This window comes from Pseudomonas corni, assembly GCF_057128765.1.
The window spans coordinates 232019-245855 of record NZ_JBSKHW010000002.1; the positions used below are offsets into that span (position 1 = coordinate 232019).

The 13837-nt window shown below is 57.7% G+C and carries 10 protein-coding genes; 2 read left to right on the forward strand and 8 right to left on the reverse strand.

The genetic code is table 11. The features are described from left to right. The first annotated feature begins 71 nt into the window (after positions 1 to 71). Positions 72 to 677, forward strand: coding sequence for a DUF6436 domain-containing protein (locus ACWKV9_RS04645; RefSeq protein ID WP_483834919.1), 606 nt, complete (start codon positions 72 to 74; stop codon positions 675 to 677). On the opposite strand, the gene ACWKV9_RS04650 is transcribed toward ACWKV9_RS04645, so the two are convergent. Continuing rightward, positions 671 to 1588: a ParB/Srx family N-terminal domain-containing protein gene (locus ACWKV9_RS04650; protein ID WP_483834920.1), complete on the reverse strand. Its 918-nt coding sequence runs from the start codon at positions 1586 to 1588 to the stop codon at positions 671 to 673. The two genes, ACWKV9_RS04645 and ACWKV9_RS04650, sit on opposite strands and share 7 nt — an antisense overlap. Positions 1589 to 2450: 862 nt before the next feature. Between ACWKV9_RS04650 and ACWKV9_RS04655 the strand changes: the two genes are divergently transcribed. Continuing rightward, complete coding sequence (locus ACWKV9_RS04655) at positions 2451 to 4838, forward strand: penicillin acylase family protein (RefSeq protein WP_483834921.1); 2388 nt, start codon at positions 2451 to 2453, stop codon at positions 4836 to 4838. Between the two features lie 140 nt (positions 4839 to 4978). Here the strand turns inward: ACWKV9_RS04655 and ACWKV9_RS04660 are convergent, their stop codons facing one another. The 7 genes from ACWKV9_RS04660 to ACWKV9_RS04690 form a co-directional block, all read right to left on the reverse strand. Beyond that, a complete protein-coding gene (locus ACWKV9_RS04660) occupies positions 4979 to 5863 on the reverse strand; it encodes an ABC transporter permease subunit (protein ID WP_483834922.1) in 885 nt (294 codons plus the stop codon). Next, complete coding sequence (locus tag ACWKV9_RS04665; protein WP_483835385.1) at positions 5860 to 6741, reverse strand: ABC transporter permease subunit; 882 nt, start codon at positions 6739 to 6741, stop codon at positions 5860 to 5862. Before ACWKV9_RS04665 ends, ACWKV9_RS04660 begins: the two co-directional genes overlap by 4 nt. A 35-nt stretch (positions 6742 to 6776) precedes the next feature. Beyond that, positions 6777 to 7919 carry a polyamine ABC transporter ATP-binding protein gene (potA, locus tag ACWKV9_RS04670; RefSeq protein ID WP_483834923.1) on the reverse strand — a complete coding sequence of 381 codons (1143 nt, stop codon included), beginning with the start codon at positions 7917 to 7919 and terminating at the stop codon, positions 6777 to 6779. Positions 7920 to 7974: 55 nt separating this feature from the next. Beyond that, entirely contained in the window at positions 7975 to 9069 is a 1095-nt protein-coding gene (locus ACWKV9_RS04675) for a polyamine ABC transporter substrate-binding protein (protein ID WP_483834924.1), read from the reverse strand. Positions 9070 to 9215: 146 nt separating this feature from the next. Continuing rightward, a complete protein-coding gene (locus ACWKV9_RS04680) occupies positions 9216 to 10313 on the reverse strand; it encodes a polyamine ABC transporter substrate-binding protein (RefSeq protein ID WP_483834925.1) in 1098 nt (365 codons plus the stop codon). A gap of 250 nt (positions 10314 to 10563) precedes the next feature. Next, positions 10564 to 11928 (reverse strand): aspartate aminotransferase family protein, encoded by a 1365-nt coding sequence (locus ACWKV9_RS04685; protein ID WP_483834926.1) that lies wholly within the window; start codon positions 11926 to 11928, stop codon positions 10564 to 10566. An 80-nt stretch (positions 11929 to 12008) separates the two neighbouring features. After that, on the reverse strand, positions 12009 to 13367 hold the full coding sequence (locus ACWKV9_RS04690; RefSeq protein WP_483834927.1) for a glutamine synthetase family protein: 1359 nt from the start codon (positions 13365 to 13367) through the stop codon (positions 12009 to 12011). Positions 13368 to 13837: the final 470 nt, after the last annotated feature.

Genomic DNA, 13837 nt, shown 5'->3' on the forward strand with positions numbered 1-13837 from the left:
TGAACGGGCTGGGATATTCTGCCGTCTGCCCTGCCATGGCAAGTAACGCTACCTCGTACCGAAGCCAAAGAATGAACGTCAAGCCACGCCGCACGATGCTCTACGCCCTGATCGCACTCTTGTGTGCAGTGAGTCTGTGGCTGACATACCAGTGGTTTGAGGGTCGTTACGTGCGAGCGTTCAGCGATCAAACCGCGTTGTTCGCAGGCGATGCTTTGAGCCTGCCGGCTGAACTGGCTGGTCCCGGCCCGATCCGGTTAGTGCATTTTTGGGACCCGGCGTGCCCGTGCAACGTGGGAAATCAACAGCACTTGGCGGAACTGATGGAGCGATTTTCCGGCGACGACGCTAATGGCTTGCCAAACGTGAAGTTTTACTCAGTACAGAAACCGGGCACTCAGGGCCAGCTCCCGTCTAGCCTGAACGGGATGAAGCCCTTGAGCAGCCTGCCAGGCGCAGAATTCATCACATCAAGCCCTGCCGTCGCCATCTTTGATCGTCAGGGCCAATTGGCATATTTCGGCCCTTACAGCGAAGGGCTGACCTGCAATTCAAGCAACAGCTTCATCGAGCCCATCTTGCTGGCGCTGATTGACAACCGATCCGTCAGCGCAACGCACAGCATGGCAGTGGGCTGTTACTGCCCTTGGTCAGCGGGCTCAAAAGCAGATCAATGAGGTTTTTTGTAATCCAGCACATAAGGCAGTTTGTCGCTGGCGGTTCGGGTCAACGTGTTGCGCCTGACCTTGGAAAATGCGCCCAGTTGTTTGGCGCTGAGCCCGCCACCGATGATCTTGCTCGCAGGCTTGGCCACGATCAGATCGCTCGCCGCCTGCAAGGCCTGGTGATAACCGCTGCGCTGGCTTAGGTTGAAGTCCTCCAGCCGCAAATGATCGCGCAGCCAGTCACCCCAGTAGAACTCAAGAAATTCGGGCGACACATCGCCTGCTTTCGGCTTGGCATAAGCTGCGTCCCGCACGAAATAAACGATGCTGCGAAAGATGTCGTTCTGCATGCCTTGCAGCCCCAGGTGTTCTGGAAGCTGAGCCGCAGAAATGGACTGACCATTGCCGTCCTTCAACCAGACTTTGTGGGTCTGCTCCATTCGTTGCCAAAACGCGGGGAGCTCATTGCTATCGCTGTAGTTGTCGGTGATGCGGACTTTCATCTTCATCTGCGGCCCTGCACCGGGCTGCTCCCACAATGTCGTAAAGCCGTGGTGACCATCAGTGAGATAGAACTTGCCCTCGGGGCCGACGACCACCGTATTCATGTCCTGGGGATGGGCGTTTGGTCGGTCTTCACAGGTATAGGTTTCGGGCCGCAGCGGGTCAGCATCCGGCTTGATCTTCTTGGCTTGGTGCTGGCCGTTGGTTTCGCAGATTTCATCGAACAGCTTCTGCCGCACTTTGGAGAAGCGTCCGAGCTTGTAGTAGATCTGGTCGAAACCAACCACGGCCTGGGTCGGATGCAGTTGATCCAGGGTGACTTCGATCACGTCGCCCGGTTTAGGCGCCGTGAAGCCCGCAAAAGCCTGAACCGCAAACATGCCTAAGAGCAACGCGGCACACCATGATTGAATTCGCATCGTCAGGACTCTTGGCGGGGATGAGGTTGAGCTTAATCGAAATCAAGAATGCAACACGGACCTGTAGGAGCCAACTTGTTGGCGAGGGGTTGATAGCGCGATGTCAGGCACACCGTCTCGCGAACCAGTTCGCTCCTACAGAGGGGGTGCGCTGGTCGTAATCACCTACCCAGCAGCAACGCGGACCTGTAGGAGCCAACTTGTTGGCGAGGGATTGATAGCGCTGTGTCAGGCACACCGTCTCGCGAACAAGTTCGCTCCTACAGAGGGGATGCGCTGGTCGTAATCACCTACCCAGCAACAACGCGGACCTGTAGGAGCCAACTTGTTGGCGAGGGATTGATAGCGCGGTGCCAGGCACACCGTCTCGCGAACAAGTTCGCTCCTACAGAGGCGATACGCTGGTCGTAATCACCTACCCAGCAGCAACACGGATCTGTAGGAGCCAACTTGTTGGCGAGGGATTGATAGCGCAGTGTCAGGCACACCGTCTCGCGAACAAGTTCGCTCCTACAGAGGCGATACGCTGGTCGTAATCCCCTACCCAGCAGCAACACGGACCTGTAGGAGCCAACTTGTTGGCGAGGGATTGATAGCGCGGTGCCAGGCAGACCGTCTCGCGAACAAGTTCGCTCCTACAGAGGGGGTGCGCTGGTCGTAATCACCTACCCAGCAACAACGCGGACCTGTAGGAGCCAACTTGTTGGCGAGGGATTGATAGCGCGGTGTCAGGCACACCGTCTCGCGAACAAGTTCGCTCCTACAGACGCAGTGTTTGCTCGGCAAGCGGTGGTCACCTACCCAGCAGCAACGCAAATCTGTAGCCTGCAAATCTTTCTCAATCATCTTTTGAGCCCCCCGGATGAAACGCAGCCTCATCGTCCTCGTCGTCCTGATCACGTTCATCGCCGGCGGCGCCTATTGGTATGTCCACAGCAAACAGCCGATCCGCACTGGCGAGATGACGCTGACGCATTTGCAGGCGCCAGTCACTGTGCGATACGACGAACGCGGCGTGCCGCACATCAAGGCGGGGAACGACGCCGACCTGTACCGGGCACTCGGTTACGTACAAGCCCAAGACCGCCTGTACCAGATGGAAATGCTCCGCCGTCTGGCACGTGGTGAACTGGCAGAAGTGCTGGGCCCCAAGCTGTTGGACACCGACCGCTTGTTTCGCAGCTTGCGCATTCGTGAGCACGCCGACGCTTACGTCGCCAAGCAGGACAAAAGCACCCCGCAGTGGATCGCGCTGCAAGCCTATCTGGACGGCGTAAATGAATACCAGAACACCCACGCCAAACCCATCGAGTTCGACGTGCTCGGCATTAATCAAAGGCCGTTCACCGCCGAAGACACCCTGAGCATCGGTGGCTATCTGGCCTACAGCTTCGCCGCCGCGTTTCGCACCGAGCCTTTACTGACCTACGTGCGCGATCAACTGGGCCCTGAATACCTGAAGGTCTTCGATCTGGACTGGCAGCCACAAGGCCCGCTGAATCAGGCGCCGACACTGGGCAGCAAAGACTGGAAAGGTATTAATGATCTCGCCCTAATCAGCGAAAAGGCGCTGGAAAAAGCCGGTCTGCCGCAATTTGAGGGCAGTAATGCCTGGGCCGTGTCGGGCAGTCGTACCCAGAGCGGCAAACCGCTGCTGGCGGGCGATCCGCATATCCGCTTCGCGGTGCCGTCGGTGTGGTACGAAGCGCAGTTGTCGGCGCCGGGCTTCGAGCTGTACGGCCACTTTCAGGCACTTAACCCGTTCGCCCTGCTCGGCCACAACATGGACTTCGGCTGGAGCCTGACCATGTTCCAGAACGATGACCTCGATCTGATCGCCGAGAAGGTCAATCCCGATAATCCCAATCAAGTCTGGTACCACGGCGCCTGGACCGACATGACGTCGCGGGACGAACATATCAGCGTCAAGGGCGGCGACTCGGTGACGCTCACCCTGCGCCAGTCGCCCCACGGCCCGATCATTAACAGCGCGTTGGGCAGCAACGCCGGCACTGCGCCAATCGCCATGTGGTGGTCGTTCCTCGAATCGGAAAACCCGATCCTGCAGGGTTTTTACGAAGCCAATCGCGCCGACACCCTGGACAAGATGCGCAGTGCAGCCGAGAAGATCCAATCGCCCGGGCTGAATCTGGTCTGGGCCAATGCCAAGGGCGACATCGGCTGGTGGGCGGCGGCGCAGCTACCCAAGCGTCCTGAAGGCGTCAATCCGGCCTTCATTCTCGACGGCAGTAGCGCGCAAGCGGACAAGGACGGTTTTTACCCCTTCAGCGCCAACCCGCAGGAAGAAAACCCAGCGCGTGGCTACATCGTCTCGGCCAACTTCCAGCCCGTCTCGCCCGCCGGCATACAGATTCCGGGTTACTACAACCTTGCCGAGCGCGGCCAGCAGCTCAACAAACAGCTGAGCGATAACTCGGTGAAATGGGATCTGGAGAACAGCAAGCAACTGCAATTGGGTACCCGCACCGATTACGCGCAGAAGATTCTCAAGCCATTGATTCCGGTGTTGCGCAGTGTGATCAGCGACCCAGAAGAACACGATTTGATTGAGCGTCTGGCCCAATGGAACGGCGAGTACTCGGTAGATTCGGTGGGCGCTACGCTGTTCAACCAGTTCCTGTTCGATCTGACGGAAAAGACTTTTCACGACCAGTTAGGCGATGGCCTGTTTGAAACACTGCTGTCGACGCGGGTGATCGACAGCGCCCTGCCCCGCTTGGCAGCGGACGCGCATTCGCCGTGGTGGAACAACGCCAACTCGCCCGCGGAGGAGAGTCGTGGCAACACAGTGAAGATGGCGTGGCACGCCACAGTTTCCCACTTGAAATCCCTGTACGGCGTGAACCCGGACGAGTGGGTATGGGGCAAGGCCCACACGCTGACCCATGAACATCCGCTGGGGCGGCAGCCGCCGCTGGACATGCTGTTCAATGTCGGCCCGTTCGCAGCGCCGGGCACTCACGAAGTGCCGAATAACCTGTCAGCGCGCATCACTGCGGCGCCATGGCCGGTGACGTATGGACCTTCCACCCGACGCCTGATCGATTTCGCAGACCCAGCTCATGCGCTGGGCATCAATCCGGTTGGGCAGAGTGGCGTGTTGTTCGACGAGCATTATTCGGATCAGGCTGCGACCTACGCCAAAGGCGAATACGTGCCAGAGCGGTTCAGCGAAGGGGATGTGGCGGGGAATACGAAATCAACGTTGCGGTTGGTGCCGGGGAATTGATCCACCAGACGGAGCGAAATCAATTGTAGGAGCGCGCTTGCCCGCGATTGCGTTCGGTCAGCAACGCATGCATTGGCTGACATACCCTAATCGCGGGCAAGCGCGCTCCTACAGGAGGAATGCGCTCACCCGGACCATCATCAAACCGGCGCAGCCGCCCGGCGTGGATCGGGCTGCTGGTAGGTGTTGGCCGCAGCCTCTTCGATTGCCAGTTGAATGGCCTTTTTGCGCGCGTTCTCTGCACGGCGCGTGAAGAACCACACCAAGAACGTCGCAATCGAAACGGCCAGCAAAATCAGACTCGCCACGGCGTTGATCTCAGGCTTCACGCCCAGGCGCACCGCTGAGAACACTTCCATCGGCAGCGTCGTTGAACCCGGCCCGGACACGAAGCTAGCCAGCACCAGATCGTCCAGTGACAGGGCAAACGACATCATCGCCCCTGCCGCCAGCGATGGCGCGATCATCGGGATCGTGATCAGGAAGAACACCTTCCACGGCCGCGCACCCAAATCCATCGCCGCCTCTTCAATGGACATGTCCAGCTCACGCAAGCGCGCCGACACCACTACCGCCACGTACGCGGCACAGAACGTCGTGTGGGCGATCCAGATGGTGACGATGCCACGCTCCTGCGGCCAGCCGATCAGCTGCGCCATGGCCACGAACAACAGCAACAGCGACAGGCCGGTGATCACTTCGGGCATCACCAGCGGCGCCGTTACCAGCCCGCCGAAGAACGTGCGCCCCTTGAAACGCGTGATCCGGGTCAGCACGAATGCGGCCATCGTACCCAGCGCCACAGCCGCAACCGCCGTGTAGCAGGCGATTTCCAGCGAGCGCATTACCGAGCTCATCAGTTGGGTGTTGTCGAGCAGGCCGACGTACCACTTCACCGACCAGCCGCCCCACACCGTCACCAGCTTGGAAGCGTTGAACGAGTAGATCACCAGAATGACCATGGGCGCGTAGATGAAAATCAGCCCCAGTACCAACATCAGGTTCGAGAATCGGAAGCCTCTCATGCCTTGCCCTCCAGTTCTTTGGCCTGGCTGCGGTTAAACAGAATGATCGGCACGATGAGGATCAACAGCATCACCACCGCCAGCGAAGACGCCACCGGCCAGTCGCGGTTATTGAAGAACTCTTGCCAGAGGACTTTACCGATCATCAGCGTCTCGGGGCCGCCGAGCAATTCAGGGATCACAAACTCACCCACCACCGGAATGAAGACCAACATGCAGCCGGCGATGATGCCGTTCTTGGACAGCGGCACAGTGATTTTCCAGAAGCTGTTGAACGTGCTCGAACCGAGATCTGACGCGGCTTCCAGCAGACTTTGATCGTGCTTCACCAGGTTGGCATAGAGCGGCAGGATCATGAACGGCAGGTACGAGTAGACGACGCCGATGTAGACCGCCAGGTTGGTGTTGAGAATCTGCAACGGCTCGTTGATCAATCCCAGCCACATCAGAAAAGCGTTGAGCAGTCCGTTATTGCTGAGAATGCCCATCCACGCATACACGCGGATCAGGATCGCGGTCCAGGTTGGCATCATGATCAGCAGCAAGAGCACGGTCTGCATGTCTTTGCGGGCGATGGAAATACCGTAAGCCATCGGGTAGCCGATCAACAGGCACAGCAGCGTGCTGAAGAACGCCATTTTCAGCGAGCCCAGATAGGCCGAAATGTACAAATCATCGCCGGTCAGCAGCGCGTAGTTGGCGAAGTTGAGCACCACGTCGAGCTTCTGCTCGGCGTAGGTGAAGATCTCGGTGTACGGCGGAATCGCGACATCGGCTTCGGCGAAACTGATCTTGATGACGATCAGAAACGGCAGTGCGAAAAACAGGAACAACCAGAGAAACGGAACCCCGATGACCATCTGCCGGCCATTAGGGATGATTCGGTTCAGGGCGCGCTTTATTTTTCGTACTTTCATGAGCGCAGTACCACGCCAGAGTCGTCTTCCCACCAGACGAAAACTTCGTCGTCCCAGGTCGGACGCGCGCCACGGCGCTCGGCGTTGGCGACGAACGACTGCACCAGCTTGCCGCAAGCCAGTTGCACGTAGAACACCGAGTGCCCGCCCAGATAGGCGATGTCATGCACTTTGCCTCGGGACCAGTTGTATTCAACCGTCGGCTGCTCGGTGGTAATCAGCAGCTTTTCCGGGCGAATGGCGTAGGTGATGTGTTTGTCTTCCACCGACGTACTCACGCCGTGGCCGACGTAGATATCGCGCTCAAGCTCCGGGCTGCGAATCAGTGCGTGGCCTTCCATGTCCTCGATGACTTCGCCGTCGAACAGGTTGACGTTACCAATGAATTCGCACACGAGACGGCTGGTCGGCGTTTCGTAAATATCGACCGGGCTGCCGATCTGCGCGATCCAGCCCAAGTGCATGATTGCGATGCGCTGGGCCATGGTCATGGCTTCTTCCTGGTCATGGGTCACCATCACGCAAGTCACGCCAACTCGCTCGATGATCTCCACCAGTTCAAGCTGCATCTGCGAGCGCAGCTTCTTGTCCAGGGCGCCCATGGGTTCGTCGAGCAGCAGCAGTTTTGGCTTCTTCGCCAAAGAACGCGCCAGCGCCACACGCTGACGCTGCCCGCCCGACAGCTGATGCGGTTTGCGCTTGGCGTACTGGGTCATCTGCACCAGTTTGAGCATTTCGTTGACGCGGGTTTCGACCTCAGCCTTGGGCAGCTTGTCCTGCTGCAAACCGAAGGCAATGTTCTGCGCCACGGTCATGTGCGGGAACAGCGCGTAGGACTGGAACATCATGTTGATCGGACGTTCGTACGGCGGCATGTCGGTGATATCGACGCCGTCGAGAAAAATGCGGCCTTCGGTTGGCCGTTCAAAACCGGCCAGCATGCGCAGTAGCGTGGACTTCCCTGAGCCAGACCCGCCGAGCAGGGCGAAGATCTCACCCTTGTTGATCTGCAGAGACACATCGTCCACAGCAATCGTCTCGTCGAACTTTTTCGTGACCCGGTCGATTTTGACCAGCACCTGTTTAGGCTGCTGATCACCTTCGAGGGCTTTTTTGTAGGCGCCGGAGGCAACTGCCATGGGTGAAACTCCCAACTGGTTTGCAGCCCGGCCTGCATGGCCGGGCGCGAGGTCTTTATTTACCGGATTTGATCTTGGTCCAGCTGCGAGTCATCAAACGCTGAATCTTGGGCGGTAATTCGGAATTGACGTACAGCCGATCCAGAATTTCCTGAGGCGGGTACACCACGTCATCGTTGCGAATGTCCTGATCCATGATCTTGTCAGAGGCCGGGTTCGGGTTGGCGTAACCCACTTCGTCACTGACCTTGGCGATCACTTCTGGCTTGAGGATGTAGTTGATGAAGGCGTGGGCCGCTTTGACGTCCGGTGCATCAGCCGGGATCGCCAGCATGTCGAACCACAGGTTGCCGCCTTCTTTTGGAATGGCGTAGGCGATGTTCACGCCCTTGTCGGCTTCCTTGGCGCGAGCCTGGGCCTGGAAAATGTCCCCGGAGAACCCGGCCGCAACGCAGATCTCGCCGTTGGCCAGGTCCGAGATGTATTTAGACGAGTTGAAGTAAGTGACGTAAGGACGGACTTTGAGCAGCTTCTCTTCGGCCTTTTTGTAGTCGGCTTCGTTAGTGCTGTTGGGGTTCAGGCCCATGTAATTGAGCACAGCGGGGAGCATTTCATCCGCTGAGTCCAGGAAGGCAACGCCGCATTTCTGCAGTTTCTTGATGTTCTCGGGCTCAAACAGCACGGCCCATGAATCGATGGTATCCACGCCCAGCGCAGCTTTTACTTTGTCGACGTTGTAACCGATGCCGTTGGTGCCCCACAGGTACGGCACGGCGTACTGATTGCCCGGATCGTTTTTCTCCAGACGCTTGAGCAGTGCGGGATCGAGGTTTTTGTAGTTGGGGAGTTGCGACTTGTCGAGCTTTTGAAACGCACCGGCCTTGATCTGTTTGCCAAGGAAGTGGTTGGACGGCACCACCACGTCATAACCGGTGTGACCGGCGAGCAGCTTGCCTTCCAGGGTTTCGTTGGAGTCGAAGACGTCGTACTTGGTCTTGATCCCGGTGGTGGATTCGAACTCCGCCAGGGTGTCGGCGCCGATGTAATCGGACCAGTTATAAATGCGCACGGTGGATTCAGCGAAGGCACCAACGGCGAACGTCAGACCTGCGCCGAGCAGCACGCTTTTTGAAAATAAAGAAATAGACACGTTTGCAGTCCTTTTTTAATGGCCAGCACGGGACCTGTAGGAGCCAACTTGTTGGCGAGAAATCGATGCGGTGTTTCAGTTACACCGCATCGCGAACGAGTTCGCTCTTACAGGGGTTTGCGTTGTCGGGGACGACGCAAACCGGCTTATTTACCCGACTTAATGTTGGTCCAGCTACGGGTCATGATCCGCTGCGTGGCCGCAGGCAAATCGGCGATCGCGTACAGCTTGGCCAGCACGTCTGCAGGTGGATAAACGCCTGGATCAGAGGTGATGTCCTTGTCGACAAACTCGGTCGCAGCAGCGTTGCCGTTCGGAAAGTGCACGGCGTTGGTGATCTCGGCCATCACTTTAGGCTGCAGGATGAAGTTCATGAATTTGTAGGCGCCTTCAACGTTCTCAGCGTCTTTAGGGATCGCGATCATGTCGTAGAAGCTGCCAGCGCCTTCTTTAGGAATGTTGTAGCTGACTTTGACTTTGCCGCCTGCTTCCTCGGCACGTGCCTTGGCCTGATACACGTCACCCGAGTAACCCACGGCTACGCAGATATTGCCGTTGGCCAGGTCCGAGATGTACTTGGAAGAGTGGAAATAGGTGACCGAAGGACGAATTTTCTTGAACAGGTCTTCGGCTTTCTGGATGTCTTCTTTCTTCTGGGAATCGGTCGGCAGCCCCAGGTAGTGCAACGCCACTGGCAACATTTCAGTTGGCGAATCGAGGAAGCTGATACCGCACTTCTTCAGCTTGGCTGCGTTTTCCGGCTTGAACAGCAGGTCCCAGGAATCCACAGGCGCATCAGCACCCAGCGCGGCCTTGACCTTTTCCGGGTTGAAGCCGATGCCGATCGAACCCCACATGTATGGGAAAGCGTGCTTGTTGTCCGGGTCGCTGACCGACACGGCTTTGAGCAGCGCAGGGTTCAGATTCTTGTAGTTCGAGAGCTTGGTTTTATCCAGCTCCTGATACACACCAGCCTTGATTTGCTTGGCCAGGAAGTTGTTCGACGGCACGACGATGTCGTAGCCGGACTTGCCTGCTAGCAGTTTGGCTTCAAGAGTTTCATTACTGTCGAAGACGTCGTAGACGACCTTGATGCCGGACTCTTTTTCGAAATCTGCGATGGTGTTCGGCGCGATGTAATCGGACCAATTGTAAACGTGGAGAACTTTGTCGTCGGCCTGAGCAGCTGCGGCCACTGCGCCCATCAGGGAGAGCGCGAGGAGGGTCTTGCCAAATATCTTCATGCGTACAGCTCCATTATTAATCACGACCGTTAGGGTAGCGGCTTCTAGCCATTAGTCTGGCAATTTCCAAAGCGATCTTTCAAGCCAGCATTCATGAAACTGCACATGAGTCTCTGGACCGCCCTTGTAGGAGCGCGCTTGCCCGCGATTGCATTTGTCAGTCGAGATATTCAAAACTGACACATCGATTTCGCGGGCAAGCGCGCTCCTACAGGGTCCGCGTTTGCGGCGCGGTAATTTCAATCGGCGTTCAAGCCTGCAGCGCCTCCAACGTGAGATCCAGACACTTGCGCGCCTTCTCGACCAACTCATCGATCTCGGCAAAGCTAATCACCAACGGCGGCGAGATAATCATCGTGTCGCCAACCGCCCGCATGATCAGGCCGTTATTGAAGCAGAACGTTCGGCAAATCATGCCGGCGCCCTTGCCTTCGTAACGCTTGCGAGTGGCTTTGTCCTGCACCAGTTCGATAGCGCCCAACAGCCCCACCCCGCGCACTTCGCCCACCAGCGGGTGATCACTGAGTTCGCGTAAACGCTTTTGCAAATATGGTGCCGCTTGCGATTTGACCCGTTCGACGATCTTTTCGTCGCGCAGGATACGTATATTCTCAAGCCCCACCGCCGCCGAAACCGGGTGCCCGGAATAGGTAAAGCCGTGGTTGAAATCGCCACCCTCGTTGAGCACCGCAACGAACTCATCGCGCACGATCACGCCGCCCATGGGGATATAGCCTGAAGTCAGGCCCTTGGCGATGGTCATCAAGTCGGGTTTGAGATCGTAGAAATCGCTACCGAACCATTCGCCCGTGCGGCCGAAACCACAGATCACTTCGTCAGCGACGAACAGGATGTCGTACTTGGCAAGAATCTCTTTGATCTTCGGCCAGTAGGTGTCAGGCGGAACAATAACGCCACCGGCGCCCTGGATCGGCTCGGCAATGAAGGCGCCCACGTTATCGACGCCCAGCTCGAGAATCTTCTTCTCCAGTTGCTCGGCAGCCCAGACGCCGAACTCGTCTGGCGTCATGTCGCCACCTTCACCAAACCAGTACGGCTGAGGGATATGAACGATACCTGGGATCGGCAAGTCGCCTTGCTCGTGCATGTACGCCATACCGCCAAGACTGGCGCCCGCCACAGTAGAACCGTGATAGCCGTTGATGCGGCTGATGATGACTTTCTTGCTCGGCTTGCCCTTGATCGCCCAGTAATGGCGAACCATGCGCAGCACAGTGTCGTTGCCTTCGGAGCCGGAACCGGTGAAGAACACATGGTTCATGCCTTCGGGGGCAACATCGGAGATGGCTTTCGCGAGCCGCAACGCAGGCGGGTGAGCGGTCTGGAAGAACAGGTTGTAATAGGGCAGCTCGCGCATCTGTTTGCTGGCGGCTTCGGCCAGTTCTTCACGACCGTAACCGATGGCGACGCACCAGAGACCGGCCATGCCGTCGAGGATCTTGTTGCCCTCGCTGTCCCACAGATAAACGCCCTTGGCGCGGGTGATGATGCGCGGCCCTTTCTCTTTGAGTTGTTTGAAATCGCTGAACGGCGCCAAGTGGTGTTCACTGCTCAGGGCTTGCCATTCGAGGGTTTGCGGGTTGTTCGAACTCATGTAGCGCTCCAGATTCCGGTATCGCGTGTCGGGCGCCGGCAATTTTCAACACGCTGAAAATTGGTCGGCGCCCGGGATCGTCAGACGGCAAAGAGCAGGAATTCCCGCTCCCACGAACTGATCACACGCTTGAAATTTTCATGCTCGGCCCGCTTGACTGCGACGTAACCGGTGATGAACTTCTTGCCGAGGTATTTCTCGACGGTCTTGCTGTTTTCCATCCGCTCCAGAGCGTCCTCGATGGTCAACGGCAAGCGCAGGTTGCGACGCTCGTAGCCACGCCCCACAACGGGCGCGCTGGGGTTCATGCCCTCGACCATGCCAATGAAGCCACACAGCAAGCTGGCGGCAATGGCCAGATAGGGGTTGGCGTCGGCACCCGGCAAACGGTTTTCCACACGACGGTTTTGCGGCCCGGCGTCCGGCACGCGCAGGCCTACGGTGCGGTTCTCTTCGCCCCATTCCACGTTCACCGGTGCCGAGGTGTCCGGCAGGAAGCGGCGGAAGGAGTTCACGTTGGGCGCGAACAGCGGCAACAACTCGGGGATGAGTTTCTGCAGGCCACCGATGTGGTGCAGGAACAGCTGGCTCATGGTCCCGTCTTCGTTGGAGAAGATGTTCTTACCGGTTTCGATATCGATGATGCTCTGGTGCAAGTGCATCGCGCTGCCTGGTTCGCCGGTCATGGGTTTGGCCATGAAGGTGGCGGCAACATCATGCTTGAGCGCGGCTTCGCGCATCGTGCGTTTGAACACCAGGATCTGGTCGGCCAGGGACAGCGCATCACCGTGACGGAAGTTGATTTCCATCTGCGCGGTGCCGTCTTCGTGAATCAGTGTGTCGAGGTCGAGATTTTGCAGCTCGCACCAGTCATAGACGTCTTCGAACAGCGGGTCGAATTCGTTGGCGGCTTCAATGGAAAACGATTGGCGACCGGTTTCCGGACGGCCCGAGCGACCGACCGGTGGCTGCAAGGGATAGTCGGGGTCGTCGCTGCGTTTTGTCAGGTAAAACTCCATCTCGGGCGCCACGATCGGCTGCCAGCCTTGATCGGCATAGAGTTTGAGAACCTTCTTGAGCACGTTGCGCGGCGACAACTCGATAGGGTTGCCCTGCTTGTCGTAGGTGTCGTGGATCACCTGCGCGGTGGGCTCTATGGCCCAAGGTACGACAAACACTGCGTTCTGATCCGGGCGGCAGAACATGTCGATGTCGGCCGGGTCGAGTAACTCATAATAAATGTCGTCTTCGACGTAATCGCCGGTCACGGTCTGCAGCAACACACTTTCAGGCAAGCGCATGCCTTTTTCGGCGATGAACTTGTTTGTCGGTGAGATCTTGCCGCGAGTGATACCGGTGAGGTCGGCGATCATGCATTCGACTTCGGTGATCCTGTGCTCTTTCAACCAATCGGTGAGCTGGTCGAGGTTGGTACTCATAAATACCTCAGGGTTTCAGTTCCTGATGGCCGTCATGGCGATCAGGCGTTTTTTCGACGCATCGGCGTCGTGCTGCGCTATGTTGCTGGTTTTCGCCAGGCATCGCCAAATGCCGGACGTTTGAACGATAGCCGGGTTTCTGCGTGAGGCGCGAATAAGGGATAAGGTGATACTCGAACCTGTCGCACGGACGTCGACTGGCAGATGTGCCGGGAAGATAAATAGAAGGGATCAGAAAGAAAGACTGGAGCAGCCTGATTGCAGGATTTTGACACGGAAGGTATTTCGAGGGGATCGACCAACGCCGCCAGGGGTGGCAGGATCAGCGGCAGGCGAGACATGTGACCCCCGGAATTATTGCTGTTATGGGTTGCAATCGAGCTTAGCCTTGTTCATTTTTTTACACAACACCCCCGTAAAAAATACAACACAGCGCGCTCAACCCCGCCGTTTCAATGATGCTCAGCCCA

Excerpts from the sequence above, each read along its gene's own strand:
- ACWKV9_RS04645 (WP_483834919.1), top strand. The coding sequence starts at position 72 with ATGAACGTCAAGCCACGCCGCACGATGCTCTACGCCCTGATCGCACTC.
- ACWKV9_RS04650 (WP_483834920.1), bottom strand. The coding sequence starts at position 1,588 with ATGCGAATTCAATCATGGTGTGCCGCGTTGCTCTTAGGCATGTTTGCG.
- ACWKV9_RS04655 (WP_483834921.1), top strand. The coding sequence starts at position 2,451 with ATGAAACGCAGCCTCATCGTCCTCGTCGTCCTGATCACGTTCATCGCC.
- ACWKV9_RS04660 (WP_483834922.1), bottom strand. The coding sequence starts at position 5,863 with ATGAGAGGCTTCCGATTCTCGAACCTGATGTTGGTACTGGGGCTGATT.
- potA (WP_483834923.1), bottom strand. The coding sequence starts at position 7,919 with ATGGCAGTTGCCTCCGGCGCCTACAAAAAAGCCCTCGAAGGTGATCAG.
- ACWKV9_RS04680 (WP_483834925.1), bottom strand. The coding sequence starts at position 10,313 with ATGAAGATATTTGGCAAGACCCTCCTCGCGCTCTCCCTGATGGGCGCA.
- ACWKV9_RS04685 (WP_483834926.1), bottom strand. The coding sequence starts at position 11,928 with ATGAGTTCGAACAACCCGCAAACCCTCGAATGGCAAGCCCTGAGCAGT.
- ACWKV9_RS04690 (WP_483834927.1), bottom strand. The coding sequence starts at position 13,367 with ATGAGTACCAACCTCGACCAGCTCACCGATTGGTTGAAAGAGCACAGG.